General features: G+C 72.7%; 18 protein-coding genes. 6 read left to right on the top strand and 12 right to left on the bottom strand.

Annotated elements, in window-relative coordinates; genetic code table 11:
- Window positions 1-439 precede the first annotated feature (439 nt).
- From arfB to ACIBQZ_RS33865, 7 genes are all read right to left on the bottom strand, one after another.
- Window positions 440-865 (bottom strand): alternative ribosome rescue aminoacyl-tRNA hydrolase ArfB, encoded by a 426-nt coding sequence (arfB, locus tag ACIBQZ_RS33835; protein WP_396092912.1) that lies wholly within the window; start codon window positions 863-865, stop codon window positions 440-442.
- Window positions 866-914: 49 nt separating this feature from the next.
- Complete coding sequence (locus ACIBQZ_RS33840) at window positions 915-2,111, bottom strand: sensor histidine kinase (RefSeq protein ID WP_396092913.1); 1,197 nt, start codon at window positions 2,109-2,111, stop codon at window positions 915-917.
- Window positions 2,108-2,791, bottom strand: a complete 684-nt coding sequence (locus tag ACIBQZ_RS33845) for a response regulator transcription factor (protein WP_396092914.1) — start codon at window positions 2,789-2,791, stop codon at window positions 2,108-2,110. Before ACIBQZ_RS33845 ends, ACIBQZ_RS33840 begins: the two co-directional genes overlap by 4 nt.
- 7 nt (window positions 2,792-2,798) lie before the next feature.
- The gene (locus ACIBQZ_RS33850; protein ID WP_396092915.1) at window positions 2,799-3,665 is read right to left on the bottom strand and encodes a S1C family serine protease; all 867 of its coding nucleotides are present in this window, start codon (window positions 3,663-3,665) and stop codon (window positions 2,799-2,801) included.
- Between the two features lie 10 nt (window positions 3,666-3,675).
- A complete protein-coding gene (locus tag ACIBQZ_RS33855; RefSeq protein WP_396092916.1) occupies window positions 3,676-4,653 on the bottom strand; it encodes a VWA domain-containing protein in 978 nt (325 codons plus the stop codon).
- Window positions 4,650-5,615, bottom strand: coding sequence for a DUF58 domain-containing protein (locus ACIBQZ_RS33860; protein WP_396092917.1), 966 nt, complete (start codon window positions 5,613-5,615; stop codon window positions 4,650-4,652). Before ACIBQZ_RS33860 ends, ACIBQZ_RS33855 begins: the two co-directional genes overlap by 4 nt.
- A 126-nt stretch (window positions 5,616-5,741) precedes the next feature.
- On the bottom strand, window positions 5,742-6,761 hold the full coding sequence (locus ACIBQZ_RS33865) for an AAA family ATPase (RefSeq protein WP_396092918.1): 1,020 nt from the start codon (window positions 6,759-6,761) through the stop codon (window positions 5,742-5,744).
- A 186-nt stretch (window positions 6,762-6,947) separates the two neighbouring features.
- On the opposite strand from ACIBQZ_RS33865, the gene ACIBQZ_RS33870 reads away from it, so the two are divergent.
- The 4 genes from ACIBQZ_RS33870 to ACIBQZ_RS33885 all read left to right on the top strand — a co-directional run bounded on the left by ACIBQZ_RS33870 (window position 6,948) and on the right by ACIBQZ_RS33885 (window position 12,217).
- Window positions 6,948-8,264, top strand: a complete 1,317-nt coding sequence (locus tag ACIBQZ_RS33870) for a M16 family metallopeptidase (protein ID WP_396092919.1) — start codon at window positions 6,948-6,950, stop codon at window positions 8,262-8,264.
- Complete coding sequence (locus ACIBQZ_RS33875) at window positions 8,261-9,607, top strand: M16 family metallopeptidase (protein ID WP_396092920.1); 1,347 nt, start codon at window positions 8,261-8,263, stop codon at window positions 9,605-9,607. Before ACIBQZ_RS33870 ends, ACIBQZ_RS33875 begins: the two co-directional genes overlap by 4 nt.
- Before the next feature lie 113 nt (window positions 9,608-9,720).
- On the top strand, window positions 9,721-11,160 hold the full coding sequence (locus ACIBQZ_RS33880; protein ID WP_396092921.1) for a hypothetical protein: 1,440 nt from the start codon (window positions 9,721-9,723) through the stop codon (window positions 11,158-11,160).
- A gap of 58 nt (window positions 11,161-11,218) precedes the next feature.
- On the top strand, window positions 11,219-12,217 hold the full coding sequence (locus ACIBQZ_RS33885) for an endonuclease/exonuclease/phosphatase family protein (RefSeq protein WP_396092922.1): 999 nt from the start codon (window positions 11,219-11,221) through the stop codon (window positions 12,215-12,217).
- A gap of 4 nt (window positions 12,218-12,221) precedes the next feature.
- On the opposite strand, the gene ACIBQZ_RS33890 is transcribed toward ACIBQZ_RS33885, so the two are convergent.
- The 3 genes from ACIBQZ_RS33890 to cimA form a co-directional block, all read right to left on the bottom strand.
- Complete coding sequence (locus ACIBQZ_RS33890; RefSeq protein ID WP_396092923.1) at window positions 12,222-13,514, bottom strand: hypothetical protein; 1,293 nt, start codon at window positions 13,512-13,514, stop codon at window positions 12,222-12,224.
- A gap of 219 nt (window positions 13,515-13,733) precedes the next feature.
- Complete coding sequence (locus ACIBQZ_RS33895) at window positions 13,734-14,057, bottom strand: hypothetical protein (RefSeq protein ID WP_396092924.1); 324 nt, start codon at window positions 14,055-14,057, stop codon at window positions 13,734-13,736.
- Between the two features lie 173 nt (window positions 14,058-14,230).
- Window positions 14,231-15,829, bottom strand: a complete 1,599-nt coding sequence (gene cimA / locus ACIBQZ_RS33900) for a citramalate synthase (RefSeq protein WP_396092925.1) — start codon at window positions 15,827-15,829, stop codon at window positions 14,231-14,233.
- A 224-nt stretch (window positions 15,830-16,053) separates the two neighbouring features.
- On the opposite strand from cimA, the gene ACIBQZ_RS33905 reads away from it, so the two are divergent.
- Entirely contained in the window at window positions 16,054-16,800 is a 747-nt protein-coding gene (locus ACIBQZ_RS33905) for a tyrosine-protein phosphatase (protein ID WP_396092926.1), read from the top strand.
- Between the two features lie 75 nt (window positions 16,801-16,875).
- Window positions 16,876-17,646, top strand: coding sequence for a hypothetical protein (locus ACIBQZ_RS33910; protein WP_396092927.1), 771 nt, complete (start codon window positions 16,876-16,878; stop codon window positions 17,644-17,646).
- Between the two features lie 197 nt (window positions 17,647-17,843).
- On the opposite strand, the gene ACIBQZ_RS33915 is transcribed toward ACIBQZ_RS33910, so the two are convergent.
- Both ACIBQZ_RS33915 and ACIBQZ_RS33920 read right to left on the bottom strand, forming a co-directional pair.
- Entirely contained in the window at window positions 17,844-18,941 is a 1,098-nt protein-coding gene (locus ACIBQZ_RS33915; RefSeq protein ID WP_396092928.1) for a branched-chain amino acid aminotransferase, read from the bottom strand.
- Window positions 18,942-19,136: 195 nt separating this feature from the next.
- Window positions 19,137-20,168: a 3-isopropylmalate dehydrogenase gene (locus ACIBQZ_RS33920; protein WP_396093011.1), complete on the bottom strand. Its 1,032-nt coding sequence runs from the start codon at window positions 20,166-20,168 to the stop codon at window positions 19,137-19,139.
- Window positions 20,169-20,270: the final 102 nt, after the last annotated feature.

The following is a 20,270-nucleotide window of genomic DNA, read 5'->3' on the forward strand; positions in this document are numbered from 1 at the left end:
ACTCCGAAGGGCCAAACCTTCATCTCTCGCACAGCATCAACTCCAGAGCCTGCCTACAAACACAACTCCTTCGCTGTTCAGGGCACAAACACCGCTACAAGGTCCACCACTCGCGCCCCTTTCCTCGCGATATGAAGCCCTCCGCCCCCGCTACCGCCACGCCCTTCCAGAGGTCAAATCCCTCATACCGAATGAAACGGCTACTTGCCGGGTCACGGCGAGTGGTGAAGGTCGAGCGGTCAGTTCCGCACCCGCACCCCACAAGATTGCGGCGATCGACCGCGCGAGCCGTGCAGAAAGGTGCCGGTGATGGTGTCGTCGCCGGAGCTGCCCGCACCGGGCGGGGTCACGGTGAGAGTGGACCGACCAGCTACCGGCCGCGCCGGAAGGGGGCGGAAGTGCCGGCAAGGGCGTGGCACCGGCTGGCGCAGCGACACCCCTAATCGTGATCCCCGCGGCGGCCGCGCTTGATCTCGCCGCGGCGCTTCTTCGCGCCGATGCGCCGTTCGACCGAGCCGCGCGACGGCCGGGTGGCCCGGCGGGCCCGCGGTGGTGGCGCGATGGCTCCGGCCAGCAGGGCGGCCAGCCGGGCCGCGGCCGCCTCCCGGTTGCGCAGCTGCGAGCGGTGCTCGGACGCGGTGATCGTGAGCACGCCGTTGACCAGCCGCGGGCCGAGCTGGGCCAGCGCCCGCTCGCGGAGCGCGGGCGGCAGCAGCTCCGAGCCGGCCAGGTCCCAGGACAGCTCCACCCGGGAGTCGGTCGTGTTGACGCCCTGCCCGCCGGGCCCGCTGGAGCGGGAGAACCGCCAGGAGAGCTCGGCGGCGGGAATGGTCAACCGGTCACTGACCCGTATGTCGTCCGCCACGGGCCCAGCATGGCACCGGGCCGGGCCGGGCCGCCATCCGGTATGTGGATCACGGCCAGGGGCTGGTCGCAGGCGGCGGCTGCTCGTCGGCGCGGTTGGCGGCCGGCAGCCACAGCACGAACGTGCTGCCCTCCCCCAGCGTCGAGAAGGCCGCCACCTGACCGCCGTGCGACTCCACGATCTGCCGGACGATGGCCAGCCCCAGCCCGGTGCGGCGCTGCTGGGAGCGGGCCGGGCCGGCCGACTGCCGGCCGCGCCAGAACCGGTCGAAGACCCGGGGCAGGTCCTCCGGCGCGATGCCCGGGCCCTGATCGGCCACGGCCAGCCACAACCACGAGCCCTGCCGGCCGGTCGCGACGGTCACGGTCGACGAGCCGGGCGCCAGCCGTACGGCGTTGGACAGCAAGTTGCCGACGGCCCGGCGCAGGCCGTCGGCGTCGCCGATCAGGTGCAGTTCCGCGGGCAGCTCGTACCGCAGCTTGAGGCCCCGGTCGGTGATGAACGATTCCTCGCCCGCCTCCCGGGCGATCGCCGTCAGCTCCACGTCGGCGTCGGAGAGCCCGTGCGTGTCCCGGCGCGCGGTGGCCAGCAGGTCCTCGACCAGCCGGGACATCCGGGCCGTCGCCCGGTCGACCACCGCGACCGCGCGTTCGCGTTCCTCCGGGGTCGCCTCCACCGGGGTGAGCGAGGCGTCGAGGGTGGTCCGGATGATCGCCAGCGGGCTGCGCAGCTCGTGCGAGGCGTCGTCGATCAGCTGCCGTTGCTGCTGGAACGCCTCGTCCAGCCGGTCCAGCATGGAGTCGATGGTGTCGGCCAGGTCGCGCAGCTCGTCGCGGGGGCCGCTGAGCTCGATGCGCCGGGACAGGTCGGTGGCCTGGATCTCCCGGGCGGTCCGGGCGATCGCGCCGACCGGCCGTAGCACCCGGCCGGAGAGCACCCAGCCGATGCCGAGGCTGCTGACGAAGAGCCCACCGAGCGCGATCAGCGAGTAGTTCCGCAGCGTCTGCAGGGTGTTGAAGGTTATCGCCGCCTCGATCTCGCTGACCTCGGCCACGGTAACCCGGTCCACGATCACCCGGCCCTGCTTGCGGAAGGCGGTCTGCTCGGTGATCGGCTGCGGGTCGGTGGTGGCCGCCACCGCGAAGTAGGTGATCGCCAGCGCGGTGCCGGCCAGCCCGAACAGCAGCGCGGAGTAGATGACCGTGAGCCGGAACCGGATGGACCGGAACAGCTCCGGGCGCCTCACCGCGCGCCGTCCCGCAACCGGTAGCCCCGGCCGACCACCGTCTCGATCGAGCCCTCGCCGAGCTTGCGGCGCAGCGTCCCGACCGTCACCCGGACCGTCTGGGTGAACGGGTCGGCGTTGGCGTCCCAGACGTGCTCGAGCAGTTCCTCGCTCGGCACCACGTGACCGGGCCGGGTCATCAGGTATTCCAGGACCCCGAACTCCTTGGGGGTCAGGGTCAGCCGTTGGCCGGCGAGGGTCGCGGTGTGCCGGGCCACGTCCAGCACGAGCTCGCCGACCGTCAGCACCGCCGAGGTGCCCGCGGTGTCGCGGCGCAGCAGGGCCCGGACCCGGGCCAGCAGCTCGGCCAGCGCGAACGGCTTCACCAGGTAGTCGTCCGCGCCCTCGTCCAGCCCGCGGACCCGGTCGTCGAGCCCGCCGCGCGCGGTGAGCATCAGCACCCGCAGGTCACCGTCGCCCGGGGTGTCGACCTCGCCGTTGCGCAGCGACCGGCACAGCGTGAAGCCGTCGCCGTCCGGCAGGTTGACGTCCAGCAGCATCAGGTCGTATTCGTTCACGGTCAGCCGGTCGTACGCCTCGGCGGCGTCGAGGGCGACGTCCACCGCATACCCGGTCCGGGCGAGCCCCACCCGCAGGCCCTCGGCCAGGTCTTCCTCGTCCTCCACCACCAGCAGCCGCATCTGTCGACTATCCACGGCCGATGAGGGTCGCGGCCACCTGCCGGGCCCGGTCGATCGGCACGGCGAAGCCGATCCCGATGGATCCGCCGCCTTCCAGGGTGGCGATGGCGGTGTTCACACCGACCACCTCGCCGCGCGCGTTCACCAGCGGCCCGCCCGAATTGCCGGGATTGATGGAGGCGTCGGTCTGCACGGCGGTCTGCCGCGCTGTGCCGCCCAGCCGGACCTGCCGGTCCAGCGCGCTGATGATGCCGGCGGTGACGGTGCCGCTGAGGCCGAGCGGGGAGCCGACCGCCAGCACCGGCTCGCCGACCCGGGTGGCGGTGCGGTCGGCCAGGTCCAGCGGCCGCAGCGCGGCCGAGGGAGTGACCCGCAACACCGCGATGTCGCTGCCCGGATCGGTGCCGACGACCTCGGCGGTGAGCCGGCGCCCGTCCGAGCCGACCACGCTGACCGAGCCCCCGGCCGCGCTGGTGACCACGTGGTTGTTGGTGACGATGTGGCCGCGGTCGTCGAAGACGAAACCCGAGCCGGACCCGCCCCCCGAGCCGGTGCGCACCTGCACGGAGACCACGCCGGGCAGCGCCCGGGCCGCGGCGCCGACCAGGTCGGACGGCACACCGGCGGGTGCGGGCGCGGGCTGCGACCCAGCCGCGGGCTCCGGCGCCGAGCCGGCCAGGTAGCCGGCTGCTCCGCCGGTGCCCGCGGAGACCGCGACCACGACGAGCCCGGCGGCGGCGAGCATCGGCCAGCGCCGGGTGAGTGCGGGCCCGGGCAGGGCCGGCGACGGTACGCCCCCAGCCGGCGAGACGAGCCCCGGCGAGACGAAGTCGGGTCCCCGAGGCTCCCCGCCCAGTCCAGTGGTGATGGTCATGAGAACCCCTTCACGGCAGCCGAGCGAACCAGAACATGGAGGCCAGCGCCGCCAGCACCGCGAGCAGCAGGCCGAATCCGATGAAGCGCGCCGACACGTCCTGCGTCTCGGTCTGGTAGCCGACCGAGCTGCCGATGTCGGCGTACGCGGACCGCAGCTCCTCGGCGCTGCCGGCCTCGAAGTAGTTGCCGCCGGTGGCGTCCGCAACCGCCTGCAACGTCTGGCCGTCGACCGGCACCGGCTGGCTGCCACCGCCGCCCCCGCCGAGCGCGCTGCCGCCGATGGTGCCGTTCACCGTGCCGAAGGAGATGGCGTCGACCGGCACGCCGAACTCGGTGGCCTGGGCCGCCGCCTCGGCCGGGTCCTGCCCGGCGGTGTTGGCGCCGTCGGAGAGCACGACCACCCGGGCGGGCGGCACGTCCTCGCCGGCCGCGGCGTCCAGGGTGCGGATCGCCTCCAGCGAGGTGGCGATGGCGTCGCCGATGGCCGTGCCGGCGCGGCCCGCGGTGCCCTCGGCGAGCCGGTTGATGCCGGCGTCGACGGCGGCCCGGTCGGTCACCGGCGGCACGAACACCGAGGCGGTGCCGGCGAAGCCGACCAGGCCCACGTTGAACTGCTCGGGCAGGTCGGCCACGAACTCGCGGGCCGCGGCCTTGGCGGCGGTGAGCCGGTCGGGGTCCACGTCGGTGGCCAGCATCGAGCGGGACACGTCCACGGCGACCAGCACGGTGGCCCGTTCCCGGGGCACCTGCACCTGCGACTGCGGGCGGGCGAAGCCGACCACGAGCAGCGCCAGCATCGCCAGGAACAGGCCGGCGGGCACGTGCCGGCGCCACTGCGGGCGCTTCGGCGCAACCCGGTCGAGCAGCTTGAGGTTGGTGAACCGGACGGCGTACCGGCTCCGGCGGCGTTGCAGCAGGACGTACGCGACGGCGAGCGCCGCGACCCCCACCAGCAGCCACAGTCGTTCAGGGGACAACCACGTCACGTTCTTGCTCCTGTCCGGGAAGCGCGGCCGAGGCGGCGCTGGGCGTATACGTGCCGGACGATGTCGGTGACCCAGTCGCGGTCGGTGCGCAGCGGCAGATGGGCGGCGCCGGCCCGCTTCAGCGCCGTGGTGATGGACTCCTGCTGGGTGCGGGCCGCGGCGGCGTACCGCTCGCGCAGCTTGCGGCTCGCGGTCGGCACCTCCCGGCGCCGGCCGGTCTCCGGGTCCACCACGGTGAGCAGGCCGACGTCCGGGAGCTCCTGCTCGCGCGGGTCGCGCACCTGCACGGCGAGCACCTGGTGGCGGGCGGCGAGCCGGCGCAGCGGCAGCTCCCAGTCGGGGGCGCCGGGCCCGAGCCCGTCGTCGTCGAGGCCGTCGAGGAAGTCCGAGACGACCACGGCCAGGCCCCGGCGGCGCACGCCCCGGTGCAACCCGTCGATCGCGTCGGCCAGCGGCACGTGCTCGGCCGTCGGCGCGGACCGGGGCACGGCGAGCAGGGTGTGCAACATGCCGAGCAGGTGGTTCCGGCCGCTGCGGGCGGGAAACCGCCGTACCCCGGCGGGGCCGAGCAGGTGGGCACCCAGCCGGTTGCCGGCGCCCGCGGTGAGGAAGCCGATCGCGGCGACCGACGCAACGGCCAGCTCGCGCTTCTCGAACTCGGCGGTGCCGAAGTCCATGCTCGCGGTGGCGTCGACCAGCACCCAGGTGGCCAGCTCGCGGTCCGCGTCGACCTGGCGGACGTGGGCGACCGCGGTGCGCGCGGTCACCGACCAGTCCATCCGCCGGACTTCGTCCTCGCCGGCCCGGTACTCCCGGCTGCCGGCCGGCTCGCTGCCGATGCCCGGCAGCAGCCCGAGGTACGAGCCGTGCAGCATCCCGTCGAGCCGCCGGGTGACCATGAGCTCCAGCCGCCGCAACCGCCGCTCGGGCGCCAGCTCGTTGACGGACGCACCCTCGTTCATGCTGTACCACCGGGCATGCGCTCCTGGCCCTGCCTTCGTTCCCTGCGTCCGGTGCAGTCGCTCATGCTGTACCACCGGGCATGCGCTCCTGGCCCTGCCTTCGTTCCCTGCGTCCGGTGCAGTCGCTCATGCCGCAATCCCCAGTCCGGGGCCGTGCTGCTCCTGGGCGGGGGCGATCACCGGCAGCGGCACGGAGTCGACGATGCGGCGGACGATGGACTCGGGCTCGACGCCGTCGGCGACCGCGTCGAAGGAGAGCACCAGCCGGTGCGCGAGCACGTCCGGCGCGAGGTCCAGCAGGTCGCCCGGCAGCACGTAGTCGCGGCCGCGCAGCAGGGCCAGCGCCCGCCCGGCCGCCACCAGCCCCAGCGTCGCCCGCGGGCTGGCCCCGTACGCCAGCTGGCCGGCCACCTCCGGCAGGCCGAAGCGCGCCGGATCCCGGGTGGCGAGCACCAGCCGGACCACGTACTCGGCGAGCGCGTGGTGCACGAACACCTCGCGGGCCCGGGCCTGCAGCGCCAGCAGCTTGCCGGTGTCGAGGACCGGCCGGGCGACCGGCCGCACGCCGCCCATCCGGTAGAGGATGCCGAGCTCGTCCTGGTCGCTGGGGTAGTCCACGACGATCCGCATCAGGAACCGGTCGCGCTGGGCCTCCGGCAGCTGGTAGACGCCCTCGCTCTCGATCGGGTTCTGGGTGGCCAGCACCAGGAACGGCTGCGGCACCGGGTGGGTCCGGCCGCCGATGGACACGTGCCCCTCGGCCATCACCTCCAGCAGCGCCGACTGCACCTTGGCCGGGGCCCGGTTGATCTCGTCGGCCAGCACCAGGTTCGCCATCACCGGGCCCAGCTCCACGTCGAAGGTCTCCTTGGAGGCCCGGTAGATCCGGGTGCCGATGATGTCGGAGGGCACCAGGTCCGGGGTGAACTGGATCCGGTGGAAGCTGCCGCCGACCGCCACGGCGAGCGTCTCCGCCGCCAGCGTCTTGGCCACCCCCGGCACGCCCTCGAGCAGGCAGTGCCCGCCGGCCAGCAGCGCGGTCAGCAGCCGCTCGATCAGCCGGTCCTGCCCGACGATCACCTTCTTGACCTCGAACAGCGTCTGCTCGAGGAGCCGCGCGTCGGTGTCGGATGCGATGTCTGTCATGGGTCCCCTTCTCGGCGGGCGGTGCGACGGACGGGCGCCGGCACCTGGGGGAAAGGCCGGCGCCCGCCCTTGGGTATCGATGACACCAAGCGGGGCCGAAAGCGGAGCGAAGGAGCGCGGTGAGCTGCCCAGCCGGGATACTGGGGTCGGCGCCGCCGGAAGGCGGCCGCCGCTAAGGGAGGTTGTGTGTCTGCTCAGCCCGCGCCGGTCGCCGAGACCGGCTATCCGTGGCCCATCGAAACCGCGCGCCTGGACAACGGGTTGCGCGTGGTCGTCAGCGAGGACCACACCGCGCCGGTGGTGTGCGTGAACCTCTGGTACGACGTCGGCTCCCGGCATGAGCCGGCCGGCCAGACCGGCTTCGCGCACCTGTTCGAGCACCTGATGTTCGAGGGTTCGGTGCACGTCGCCAAGACCGAGCACATGCGCCTGGTGCAAGGCTCGGGCGGCTCGCTCAACGCCACCACGAACCCGGACCGGACCAACTACTTCGAGACGCTGCCGGTCGAGCACCTGGAGCTCGGGCTCTGGCTGGAGGCGGACCGGATGGGCGGCCTGGTGCCGGCGCTCACTCAGGAGACCCTGGACAACCAGCGCGAGGTGGTCAAGAACGAGCGGCGGCAGCGGTACGACAACGTGCCGTACGGCGACGCGTGGCTGCGCCTGTTGCCGCTGTTGTATCCGCCGGGGCACCCGTACCACCACGCGACGATCGGGTCGATGGAGGACCTGAACGCCGCGAGCCTGGACACGTTCAAGGCCTTCCACCAGCAGTACTACGCGCCGAACAACGCGGTGCTGACCGTCGCCGGCGACACCACCCCGGCCGAGGTCTTCGCGCTGGCGGAGAAGTACTTCGGCGCGCTGGAGTCGGTCTCCGACATCCCGGCGGCGCCGCGCGGGCACATCCCCGGCGCGGCCGCCGAGCCGGTGCGGGAGACCGTGACCGGCAAGGTGCCGGCGCCGCGGATCTACCTGTCGCACCGCACCCACCCGTTCGGCACGGCCGGATACGACGCCATCACCGTGCTCGCCACGGTGCTGGGCAGCGGCCGGGGCAGCCGGCTCTACCAGCGGCTCGCCGACGGCGCCCGGATCGCCCAGCCGGACTACATCGGCGCGTACGGCGTCGACCTGGCACACGCGCCCGCCCCGCTGATCGTCACGGCCACCGCCAAGGACGGCGTCACCGCGGACCGGCTGGAGTCCGGCGTCGCCGAGGTGCTCGACAGCATGGCCACCGAGCCGGTCACCGAGGCCGAGCTGGAACGCGCCAAGGCCCTGCTGACCACCTCGTGGTGGCGGCAGATGTCCACAGTCGGCGGTCGCGCGGACACCCTGAGCCGGTACGCGACCCAGTTCGGCGACGCGTCCAGCGCGGCCTACCGGTTGCCGCAGTGGCAGTCGGTGACGGCCGGCGACATCCTCGACGCCGCCCGCACGCTCAACCCGGAGTCCCGGGTGACCCTGACCTACCTGCCCGACGAAGGGAACGACCAGTGAGTCTCGTCGCCAGCCGGCCCGGCCCCGGCGACGCCCGGCCGTACACGTTCCCGGCGGTCCAGCGCGTCTCGGTGGCCGGGGGTGAGGTCGTCGCCGCGCACCTGCCGGGCCAGCACCTCGCCACCGCCGCGCTGCTGCTCGACGCGGGCGGCGCCCGGGAGTCCGCGGGCCGCGAGGGCACCGCCACGGTGCTCGCCAAGTGCCTGGAGGAGGGCACCACGACCCGGGACTCGGCGGCGTACGCGCTGGCGCTGGAGGGCCTCGGCGCCGAGTTGTCCACCTCGGTCGACTGGGATGCGTTCCGGGTCGGGGTGTCCGTACCGGTCGCGCTGCTGCCCCGGGCGGTGGCCCTGCTCGCCGAGGCCGCGCGCACCCCGCGCCTGGACCCGGCCGACGTCGCGCGGGTGCGCGACGACGAGGTGACCGCGCTGCGGATGGACTGGGCGCAGCCCGGCCCGCGGGCGGACGCGGCGCTGCGGCTGGATCTCTTCGGCGCGGCCGAGCGGTACGGCCGCCCGCTGCACGGCGATCCCACGTCGGTCGCGGCCGTCACGGTCGAGGACGTGGTCACGTTCCACGAGTCCTGGCTGCGGCGTCCCGGGGTGCTGCTGGTCGCCGGCGACCTGACCCGGCTGGACCTCGCCGAGCTGGGGGCGGCCGCGTTCGCGGGCGCCGTCGGCGAGCCGCTCGTGCCGGCCGGGCCGCTGGGCGTGCCGATCGCCGCCGGCCGCCGGGTGCTGCTGGTGGACCGGCCGGACTCGGTGCAGTCGACGCTGCGGCTCGGGCACCGGGCGCCGGAACGCGCGAACCCGGACTACGTGGCGATGACGCTGGTCTCCACGGTGCTGGGCGGGGCGTTCACCTCCCGGCTCAACCACCTGATCCGCGAGGTCAAGGGCTACACCTACGGCATCCGCGCCGACTTCGCGATGACCCGGCGGTTCGGCCGGTTCGGCATCAGCACCTCGGTGCAGACAGCGGTGACCACGCCGGCGCTGACGGACACGATCGCCGAGGTGACCCGGACCCGGCTGGACGGGGTCACCGAGGAGGAGCTGGACGTGGCCCGCACCTGGCGGGCCGGCCAGCTCACGGTCGACATGCAGACCTCGGGGGCGATCGCCGGCGCGCTGGCCACGCTGGTGGTGCACGGGCTGCCCGACGACTACTACGCGACCCTGCGGCGGAGCCTGCTCGACGCGACCGTGGCGGAGGTGTCCGCGGCGGCCGCGCGGCACCTGCACCCGGACGCGCTGACCGTGGTCGTCGAGGGTGACGGCGCGGTCATCCGCGAGGAACTGGCGGCGAGCGGGCTCGGCGAGGTCGTCGACACCGAGATCTGAGGGTGCTGCGGGCCGCCATCGACATTGATGGCGGCCCGAGTATTGCCACGCGGTGTCCGAGGCGTTTCAATGGCGCGTGAGAGCGCTCTCACGTCCGTCAGGAGTACTACGCCATGCCGACCAATCTCTCGACCTCGGGAGCGTTCTCCCGCCGGAGCCTGTTGGCGCTGCCGGCCGCCGCCGTGGCCGCCCCGCTGCTCGGCCCCGACTCCGCCGCCGCCGGCACCTGCAAGCCCCGGCACCTGGTGGACCGGACGCTGGCCGAGCCGGTGAGCCGCGCCTACCACTACCTCGACGTGGTGCAGGACGCCTACGTCAAGGGCGGCGAGCCCCGGCTGCTGCAGAGCTACAACAACGAGAGCGAGCTGATGACGACCGCGTTCGTCTACGACAACGCGCTCGCGGCGCTGGCCTACCTGGCCAACCCGACGGTGGCCAACGTGCGCCGGGCCCGACTCATCGGCGACGCCCTGCTCTGGATCCAGGCCAACGACGAGAAGTACACCGACGGGCGGGTGCGCCAGGCGTACGCGGCCGGCCCGATGCTCTTCTACGGCGGCGGCCCGTTCTTCCCCGGCCTCAAGCGCGAGGACGGCAAGGCGGCGTTCCTCTGGCCGTACGGCTTCGGTGGCTCCTCGACCGGCGACATGGCCTGGGTGGCGGTCGCGCTGGCCCAGCTCTACATCGACACCCGGATCGCCAAGTACCTCGACGGCGCCGTGGCGCTCGGCAGGTGGATCGCCGACAAGCGGTCGCCGTACCGCTTCGGCGGCTACCACGGCGGTCTCCAGGGTGACGGCGAGACGCCGCAGCCGTGGGCCTCGACCGAGCACAACATCGACGCGTACGGGCTCTTCACGCTGCTGGCCAAGCTGACCAAGGACCGGCGCTGGACCGCCCGCGCCGAGGTGGCCGAGGGCTTCGTGCGCGCCATGTGGAACCGTTCGGAGCGGTTCCTCTGGACCGGCACCCTGGGCGGCAACCCCGGCGAGGACCCGAACCAGATCAACACCCAGAACATCCCCGAGGACGTGCAGACCTGGGCGCTGCTGAGCCTCGACAACCGGCGGTACGACGACGCCGTCGACTGGGTCACCGAGAACCTGGCCACCACCGACGGGGCGGTGTCCGGCGTGACGTACAGCAGCCAGGCCAAGATCCGTACCGGGCCGGTGCCCGGCGGCACCGTGGAGAACAACCGGAACGCGGTCTGGCTGGAGGGCAACGGGCACACCGCGCTGGCGCTGCTCAAGCGCGACGACCGCGGCGACACGGCACTGGCCAAGCGGCTGCTCCGGCAGACCGCGGTGGCCCAGCAGAGCCTCGGCGCCGGCCAGACCGTGGGCCTGACCGCCGACGCGGACCAGGGCAAGCTCTCCAACCCCGGCGAGGGCGGCACCTGGACCGGCACCCCGCTGCCCGCCGGCGCCGGCATCGTGGCCGCGACCAGCGCCTTCGACACCGGCTTCGGGTTCGGCTACTTCCCGCGCCAGCACGTCGGCGCGACCAGCTGGTTCCTGATGGCGGGGCAGAACTTCAACCCCTACCGATGATGTGACGTGCGCCGGGATCGCTCGGTGATGGTGGCAACCGCCGGATACCGTCGCCGCCATGACGATCACCAGCTCGGCGCCCGTGGCGAAACCGGTCCGGGTCCGGCGGGCCGTCTGGCACGTGCTGCTGTGCCTGCTGGTGCTGCCGGGCACGGCCTGGGTGCTGGTCCGGCTCGGCGGCTGGGAGCGCGGCGCGCTGGTGCAGCTGTTCGCGTTCACGCCGTACGTCGCGGCGTGGTCGGTGCTGCCGGTGCTCGCGGCGCTGGCCACCCGGCGCTGGCTGGCGGCGACGGTGGCGGCGGTCACCCTCGCGCTGTTCGCCGCGGCGGTGCTGCCCCGCGCGTTCGCCGACGCTGACCGCGGGCCGCAGGGCGGCGTGGCGCTGCACGTGATGACCTCGAACATGCTCTTCGGCAACGCCGACGCGGGGAGCATCGTCGAGCTGGTCCGCCGGCACGACGTGGCGGTGCTCGCGGTGCAGGAGTTCAGCCCGAACGCCCAGCGCAGCCTGGCGGCGGCGGGGCTGGGCGAGCTGCTGCCGTACTCGTCGCTGGGCCCGGAGTACGGGGCGAGCGGCTCGGCCCTCTACTCCCGCTTCCCGATCACCGACCCGGGCGTACGGCGCAACAGCAGCGGCTTCAACCAGGCGTACGGGACGGTCCAGCCACCCGGGGCGCAGGCGGTGACCGTGGAGTCGGCGCACCCGCTGGCGCCGTACTCGCTGGAGGTGCTCGGCGACTGGCGCGACGACCTGGCCGCCGAGCCCCGGACGGACCCGGACGGGCCGCCGCGCATCCTGCTCGGTGACTTCAACTCGACCCTGGACCACGGGCCGCTCCGGGACCTGGTCAAGGGCGGCTACCGGGACGCCGCCGACGCCGCGGGACAGGGCCTGATCGGCACCTGGGGCCCGTACGACGGTGACCCGATTCCCCCGGTGACCATCGACCACGTGCTGGCCGACCGCCGCCTGGGCGTGGGGGCGGTCAGCGTGCACGACATCCCGCAGAGCGACCACCGCGCGATCGTCGCCACCCTGCGGGTCCCGGCCGCCTGAGCGGTTACCCGGCGAGCTGCCAAGCGGCCGGGCGGATCAGGCCCTCGGTGTTGCGCAGGTTGGCGACCAGCAGGCCGGCGTCGGTCAGCTCGACCACCGAGGCGACGTCCCACCCGCTCGGGGTGGAGAGCCGGGTCCGGACGCCGTCGCGCCACAGGGAGAGCCGGCTGGTGCCGTCGTCCTGCTGCGCCAGGATCACCATCCGACCCCCGCCCGCCGCGGCCACGCCGGCCGCGGACTGCTCGCCGGCCTGCAGCGGGATGACGGTCTGCTCGTCGGCCGCGTTCCAGTACGCGGCCGAACGGGTGCCGGCGGCGTTGCTCAGGAAGCCGGCGATGCCGCCGTCGGAGGCGAGGCTGTTCGACGTCAGCCCCGGCGTGCAGGACAGGCCGCCGACCGGCTGCCCGGGCACCGCGGCCAGCGACAGAGTGACGTCGGTGCCGGGCACGCCGCCGGTGTGCCGCACCAGCGTGTAGCTGGGCGTGCCGCCGCCGAGGATGAACCCGCTGTAGACGAGGCTGCCGTCGGCGTGCACCCGGGTGACGCAGGTGTTGCCGAGCAGGAAGGAGCTGACCACGGGGAACCGTACGGTCGCGCCGCTGCGCCAGAGCACCGGCCGCGCGGTGGCGCCGCGCCCGACCCCGTCGGTCACCCAGACCAGGGCGGTCTCCGGGCCGCCGACCGAGCCGACCGAACGGCGATAGCCGGTGCCGAGCTCCGGCGTGCCACGCAGCGGCGTCCGGGCACCGGCGCGGGTGACCAGATCGGCCTCGCCCGCGATCGGGCTCTCCGCCGTAGAGGTGTTCACACCCCACGGGCCGGCCGGGCCGACCGCGTCGACGGAGCTCCGGTCCTCGCCGAGCAGCGTCGCCGACCGGCCGTCAAGCGACCAGCGGACCGCCCGCGTGCCGTCCCCGGACACGGATCCGGCCGCCTCGCCGAGGTCGGTCAGCCCGTTCACCCGGCCGGAGGTCGCGCCGGCGGGCAGCGGGAGCTGCTGGCGCAACCACCCGGCCCGCGGGATCTTCCCCCAGCGCTGGGGCAGGTCGGTGAAGGTCGAGACGCCGTCCGGGCCGGTGATGGTGACCTGCGCGGTGCCGGCCACGACCCCGAACGGCGAGACGTCGACGGCCGTCACGGAGATCTGTCGACCCGGTCCGCCGGCGGGCACCGGCAGCAGCTCACCGCGCACGGCGGGAGCGGCCGCGGCGGGGACGGCGGCGCCGGTCGCCCCGAGCGCACCGGCCAGCAGAACGGCGGCGGCGACACGCCACGCGGGAGATCCAATGTCGACCATGGCTATGTCTACCAAGGAGTAACGTCCGGCAACAGCCCCGAAACGTCCAGCGGACTCACCCCGGCCGCGGACGGCGTAGTCGCCTCCGCGCCGTTGCATTCGCGGATCGTCGCAGCCACCCGGCGACGGCGTCCTGGTCGCACTCCTCGCGCATCCGTAGAGCCACAGCATGGAAGCTGGTCTGTGCCAGCAAGCGATGAAAGTCGTCCACGTCGAGGACTAGGCGGTAAGGCCGGGTAGCCGCTGTTCCCAGCGGCGCGTGATCTGCGACGTCATGGCCCGGCGCAGACGCGGCCATTCACGGCGCAGCAGATCGGCGTTGACGTAACGCCCGACGTCGGCGCGCTGCCCGCAGTCGAGCAGGATACAAAAGAGCGCAAAACGGTCACCCGGGTCCGACACGTCGAAGTCAGTCAGACCAGACCATGCGAGCCGGTTCGGAAGGTGGACGACGCCGGAAGCAGGTCCCTGCAACTCGTCCCAGGCATGGGGAATGCGGGCCTGCACGCCGGCGTAGCGATCCGGCAGTCCAACGGCTTCCACCTTTTCATCATGCCCGGCCAGCGCGCGAGGAACGGCGACGCAGGGCACAAACGGTCCGCGACACCCTGACCACGCCGCCGGAGGGCATCGCGGTGCTGCCGTTTGTCGTGCTGGCCGTGTGGTGCGCCGCGGGCCTGGCCATCACCGTGCGGGTGATGACCAGGCGCGGCTAGTCAGGACGCGGTGCCGGCCGCGGCTGCGGTGCGGGCCAGGCCGAAGGTGAGCGCGTCGGTGAGGGCCTTCCAGCTCGCTTCGACGACGTTCTCGTGTACGCCCACCGTGGTCCAGTCGCGGGTGCCGTCGCTGGTCTCCACCAGCACCCGGGTGATCGCGTTCGAGCCGTGCGAGCCCTCCAGGATGCGGACCTTGAAGTCGGCCAGCTCGAACGTCCTCAGCTCCGGGTAGTGCTTGGACAGCGCCACTCGCAGCGCCTCGTCCAGGGCGTTGACCGGTCCGTTGCCCTCGGCGGTGGCGATGACCCGCTCGCCGCGTACCCGGACCTTGACCGTGGCCTCGGAGACCACCGAGCCGTCCTCGCGGTGCTCGACCTGCACCCGGTACGACTCCAGCGCGAACGGCCGCACGAAGTCGGCATCGGGCAGCTCGCCGCGTACCAGAAGCTCGAAGGACGCGTCCGCGGCCTCGAAGGACCAGCCACCCGCCTCCAGTTCCTTGACCTTGCGGGTCACCGCCGTGAGGGTCTCCGGGTGGCCGGCCAGGTCCAGCCCGAGCTCGCGGCTCTTGAGCTCGATGCTGGCCCGGCCGGCCATCTCGGTCACCAGGATCCGCATGTCGTTGCCCACCACCGACGGGTCGACGTGGTTGTAGAGCAGCGGATCCACCTTGATCGCGCTCGCGTGCAGCCCCGCCTTGTGAGCGAATGCCGCGGCCCCGACGTAGGCCTGGTGGGTGTCGGGGGCGATGTTGGCGATCTCGGCGAGCGCGGTGGACACCCGCGTCGCCTTCTCGAGGCATCCGTCCGGTAGGACCTTCAGCCCGAGCTTGAGTTGCAGGTTGCTGACGACGGCGAACAGGTCGGCGTTGCCGGGCCGCTCGCCGTAGCCGTTGGCCGTGCACTGGAAGTGTTCGACGCCCGCCTCGACCGCGGCGATGGTGTTGGCGACCGCGCAGGAGGTGTCGTTCTGGCAGTGGATGCCGAGCTGGTCGGGGTTGACCCCGGTGCGCGCGACGACGTCGTGGATCGCTGCGGTGATCATCGACGGGAGCATGCCGCCGTTGGTGTCGCACATGACAACCCGCTCGGCGCCGGCGGCGAACGCGGCCTGCACCACGGAGGCGGTGTAGTCGGGGTCGTAGCGGAACCCGTCGAAGAAGTGCTCGCAGTCCACGAACGCGCGGCGGCCGTTGGCGACCAGGTGCGCGACGGTGTCGCGGACCATCGCCAGGTTCTCCTCGCCGGTGGTGCGCAGCGCCCGCTCGACATGCCGGATATCCGACTTGGCCACTACGCAGACGACCGGCGTCTCGGCGTCGAGCAGCGCCTGCACCTGCGGGTCCTGCGCCACGTCGACGTGCGCCTTGCGGGTCGCCCCGAACGCGACCAGCACCGCGTTCTTCAGCTCCAGCTCGGTCCGCGCCCGGGCGAAGAACTCGGTGTCCTTGGGCATGGCACCCGGCCAGCCGCCCTCGATGAAGCCGACGCCGAACTCGTCCAGCAGCCGCGCGACCGCGAGTTTGTCGACCACCGAGTAGCTGATGCCTTCGCGTTGCCCGCCGTCGCGCAACGTCGTGTCGAACACCTGATACGTCATGGAGGATTCCTTTCCGAGACTGACGACCCAACAAAAAGACCCCCCGCGGATGCGGGAGGTCTGCACGACGGCGGAGGGTCAGCCGGCGCGCTAGGTGCGAATAATCAGCACGGAGTGGGTCACGCCACGAAGCATGCCACGCAGAGTCGCCGGCGGAACCCAGAATCCACAAGCTGAGACAGCCGATCCCGTACGGGTGACGTCCGCGGGTTAGGTTGGGGGGCGTGGCCGTCGACAATCACCCCCGCAGCCTGCCCTTCTCCACGAGCTACAACTTCCGCGACGTCGGCGGGTATGCCGGCCTCGACGGGCGCACAGTGAGCTGGCGACGGCTGTTCCGCGCCGACTCGCTGCACCGGCTGAAGGGCACCGATCTGGAGGCCTTCGGCGCGCTCGGGGTCCGCACCGTCATCGACCTGCGCCGGCCGTTCGAGATCGAGCTGCACGGCCGGGTGCCGCACTCCGACGGGCTGGACTACCGCAACCTGGTGGTCGAGCACGTGGACTGGGACTCGGTCGAGGAGCCGGCGGACCTGCCGCACGAGCGCTGGCTGGCCGACCGCTACCTGAACTTCGCCGAGGACGGCCGGGCCGGGCTGGCCGCGGCGCTCAGCGTGATCGCAGACCCGGCGGCGGCGCCGGTGGTCGTGCACTGCATGGCCGGCAAGGACCGCACCGGCGTGGTGTGCGCGCTGACCCTGTCGCTGCTGGGAGTGTCCGATGCGGACATCGCCCAGGACTACGCGCTGACCGAGGTCGCGATGGCGTCGCTGACGGAGTACCTGCTGAAGACCAGGCCCGAGGTGGTCCAGGACAAGTACCACATGTTCGACTGCCCGCAGGACGCCATGCTGCTGTTCCTGCGCGACCTGCGCGACCGGCACGGCTCCGTGGCCGAGTACGTCCGCGAGATCGGCGTCGGCGCCGACCAGGTGGCCGCCCTGCGCGCGCACCTGCTGACGCCCGCCTGACAGACCATTGACGTGGGACATAGATGATGTGCGATGGTGGGAGCGCTCCCATGTCGTCTCCGAAGGAGAATCGCCTTGTCGCCCATCGGCCTGCTGACAGCCGTGTCCACGTTGGCCCTGTGCCTGCTCACCGGCAGCACCAGCGCAACGGGTAGCCCCGGCACCCGGGACTGCGCGCGGCCCGGCGTGCTGTTCTGTGAGAACTTCGACCGGCTGCCACCGGGCGGGGCCAGCAGCCTGGACTGGGGCATCGACACCCGCAACGGCACGCTCACGGTGGAGCGCAAGCCGGGCCGGGGCAAGGTGCTGCACGTCCGGACGCTGGACAACGGGCGCGCCTTCCTGCGGGTCGACGACCTCACCGTCCCGCCGACCGGGTTCTACGGCCGGCTGCGGCTGCGCGTCGACGCGTTCCCCACGGCGCCGGACTGGGCCCACTTCACGCTGGTCGAGGCGACGGGCAGCGGCAGCACCGAGGTGGTACGCCCGGTCGGCGGCCAGTACGTGCCGACGGTCAACCGGGCGCTCTGGGGCATCGGCGCCGACGGCGGACCCACCGGCGACTGGACCGCCTGGACCGAGGCGGCACCGGCGGTCGCGGACACCTGGCAGTGCGTCGAGTGGCGTCTCGACCCGACGACGAACACCGTGACCACGTGGTTCGGCGACGATGTCACGCTGACGGCCACGGAACAGGCGCACGGCGGGAACGCCGTGCCGTTCGTGCTGCCCACGGTCGACACCGTGAAGATCGGCTGGCAGCTCTACCAGGGCGGCACCACACCCGCCGGTTTTGACCTGTGGATGGACGACATCGCGCTCTCCACCCGCCGCCTCGGCTGCTGACCATCGACCGGCGGACAAACGTCGACCGGCTGGGCGGCGGGCCACCCGGTCCGCCCCCACCGGCCTCCTCGCCCTTCACGCCGCCGGTGACGGTGGCCATCTCGCGCGGAACACCCGCGGAGTGACCCTTGTGGACCTGACCGGAGCGGCGCCGGGCAGCTGGTGCGCTGCCCGGCGCCGTACCGGAAGATCTGCACTCAGATGACGCGGTGCACCCAGCCGAACGGGTCCGCGGCCCGGCCGCGCTGGATGTCGACCAGTTCCTGACGCAGCCCCATGGTGACCTCGCCGGAGCCGCCGTCGGCGATGGTGAACTCGCCCTCGGGCGAGCGGACCGTGCCGATCGGGGTGATCACCGCGGCGGTGCCGCAGGCGAAGGCCTCGCGGATCCGGCCCGAGGCCGCCCCGCTGCGCCACTCGGAGAAACTGACCGGCCGCTCCTCGACCCGCCGGCCGGCCCGCTCGGCCAGCTTGATGACCGAGTCGCGGGTGATGCCCGGCAGGATCGTGCCGGTCAGCGGCGGGGTCGCCAGCGAGCCGTCGTCCAGCACGAAGAAGACGTTCATCCCGCCGAGCTCGTCGACGTACTTGCGCTCGACCGCGTCCAGGTAGACCACCTGCTCGCAGTTGTGCTCGAACGCCTCGGCCTGGGCGGACAGGCCGGCGGCGTAGTTGCCGCCGCACTTGGCCGCGCCGGTGCCGCCGGGAGCCGCGCGGGTGTAGTCGGGCGTGACCCAGACGGCCACCGGCTTGACCCCGCCGCTGAAGTACGCCCCCACCGGGGACGCGATCACCAGGTACAGGTATTCCATCGCCGGGCGCACGCCGAGGAACACCTCGCTGGCGTACGCGAACGGCCGCAGGTACAGGCTGCCCTCGTCGCTCTGCGGGATCCAGGCCTTGTCGATCTTGATCATCTGGTGCAGCGACTCGAGGAACATGGCCTGCGGCAGGACCGGCATGGCCATCCGCTGGGCGGACTGGCCGAACCGGGCGGCGTTGGCGTCCGGGCGGAACATCGCGACGCCGCCGCCCGGTGTCGTGTACGCCTTCAGCCCCTCGAAGATCTCCTGGGCGTAGTGCAGCACGGCCGAGGCCGGGTCCATCGGGATGGGGGCGCGGGCTTCCACCCGGGGCTCGTACCAGCCCTTGCCCTCGGCATACCGGATGGTGACCATGTGGTCGGTGAAGATCCGGCCGAAGCCCGGGTTGGCCAGCAATGTGGCTCGGTCCGCGTCGCCTACGGGCGCCGGGTTCGGACGGATCTCGAAGTCGAGGTTGTCACCACCACTCATGGCAGTTGACCTGCTTTCTGTCACGAAGAACGAAGAGGTAGCACCCGTAGTGCTCCATGAACTTACCCCGAACGGTCGTTCAAAGCCGACCTCCGGGCGTGCGTCATCGACCCCCGTCCAACCACCCCGCCGCCACCCAAAGGCGGACTAAAGGCGGACTGATGGCCCGGCGGGACGACGCGGGGAGAGGTGAGGTCAGGCGGCCGCGGTAGCGGCGACCCGGTCTCCGACCTCGGCGGTGCGCAGCGGCTCGCCCGGCGTGCGGGACGCGACCTCGGCCGCGACCGCCTCGGATACTCGGCGGGCCTCGTCGGGGTGCCCGAGGTGTTCGAGCAGCAGCGACGCGGAGAGGATCGCGGCCGCCGGGTCGGCGATGCCCTGGCCGGCGATGTCCGGCGCGGAGCCGTGCACCGGCTCGAAGGTCGACGGGTACTTGCGCTCCGGGTTGACGGAGCCGCTGGCGGCCATGCCGATGCCACCGGTCACGGCAGCGGCGATGTCGGTGAGGATGTCACCGAAGAGGTTGTCGGTCACCACCACGTCGTAGCGCTGCGGGTTGCTCACCATGAACATGCTCGCGGCATCGATGTGCTGGTATTCCGTGGTGACGTCGGGGAACTCGGCGGCGACCGCGGCGAAGGTGCGCGCCCAGAGCCCGCCCGCGTGGGTGAGCACGTTGGTCTTGTGGACCAGCGTCAGGTGCCGGCGCTCGCGGCGCTGCGCCCGGCCGAACGCGTCGCGCACGACCCGCTCGACGCCGTGCCGGGTGTTCAGGCTCTCCTCGGTGGCGATCTCGGCGGGCGTGCCCTTGTGCAGCACGCCACCGGCGCCGACGTAGAGACCCTCGGTGCCCTCGCGCACGACGACCATGTCGATCTCGCCCGGCTTGAGGCCGGCGAGCGGGCTGACCGTGCCGGGCCAGAGCCGGGACGGGCGCAGGTTCACGTACTGGTCGAAGTCGAAGCGGAGCTTGAGCAGCAGCCCGCGCTCGAGCACGCCGGGCGGGACGCTGGGGTCGCCGATCGCGCCGAGCAGGATGGCGTCGTGCGCGGCCAGCTCGTCCTCGATGGCCTGCGGGAGCACCTCGTGCGTGCGGTTGTAGAAGCGGGCGCCCAGGTCGTAGTCGTCGAACTCCGCATCCGGGAGCACGGCCTCGATCACCTTGCGGGCCTGCGCGGTCACCTCGGTTCCGATGCCGTCGCCGGCCACCACCGCGATCCGCGCCACCGTCACGTCCACTCCCTCAGTCGATCCGACCGCTCGACCTTAGTCCGCCATCCCGATCTCTGACACGGCGGTCCCAGAGTTTGGGTGAAGATTCGTTAAGGA

Origin of the sequence: Actinoplanes sp. NPDC049599, from assembly GCF_044465625.1 — a bacterium.
In the GTDB taxonomy this organism is placed as follows: domain Bacteria; phylum Actinomycetota; class Actinomycetes; order Mycobacteriales; family Micromonosporaceae; genus Actinoplanes.

Bases quoted from the DNA above. Each gene is read 5' to 3' on its own strand.
- ACIBQZ_RS33845 (WP_396092914.1), bottom strand. From the start codon at position 2,791: ATGCGGCTGCTGGTGGTGGAGGACGAGGAAGACCTGGCCGAGGGCCTG.
- ACIBQZ_RS33850 (WP_396092915.1), bottom strand. From the start codon at position 3,665: ATGACCATCACCACTGGACTGGGCGGGGAGCCTCGGGGACCCGACTTC.
- ACIBQZ_RS33860 (WP_396092917.1), bottom strand. From the start codon at position 5,615: ATGAACGAGGGTGCGTCCGTCAACGAGCTGGCGCCCGAGCGGCGGTTG.
- ACIBQZ_RS33865 (WP_396092918.1), bottom strand. From the start codon at position 6,761: ATGACAGACATCGCATCCGACACCGACGCGCGGCTCCTCGAGCAGACG.
- ACIBQZ_RS33880 (WP_396092921.1), top strand. From the start codon at position 9,721: ATGCCGACCAATCTCTCGACCTCGGGAGCGTTCTCCCGCCGGAGCCTG.
- ACIBQZ_RS33885 (WP_396092922.1), top strand. From the start codon at position 11,219: ATGACGATCACCAGCTCGGCGCCCGTGGCGAAACCGGTCCGGGTCCGG.
- ACIBQZ_RS33890 (WP_396092923.1), bottom strand. From the start codon at position 13,514: ATGGTCGACATTGGATCTCCCGCGTGGCGTGTCGCCGCCGCCGTTCTG.
- cimA (WP_396092925.1), bottom strand. From the start codon at position 15,829: ATGACGTATCAGGTGTTCGACACGACGTTGCGCGACGGCGGGCAACGC.
- ACIBQZ_RS33915 (WP_396092928.1), bottom strand. From the start codon at position 18,941: ATGAGTGGTGGTGACAACCTCGACTTCGAGATCCGTCCGAACCCGGCG.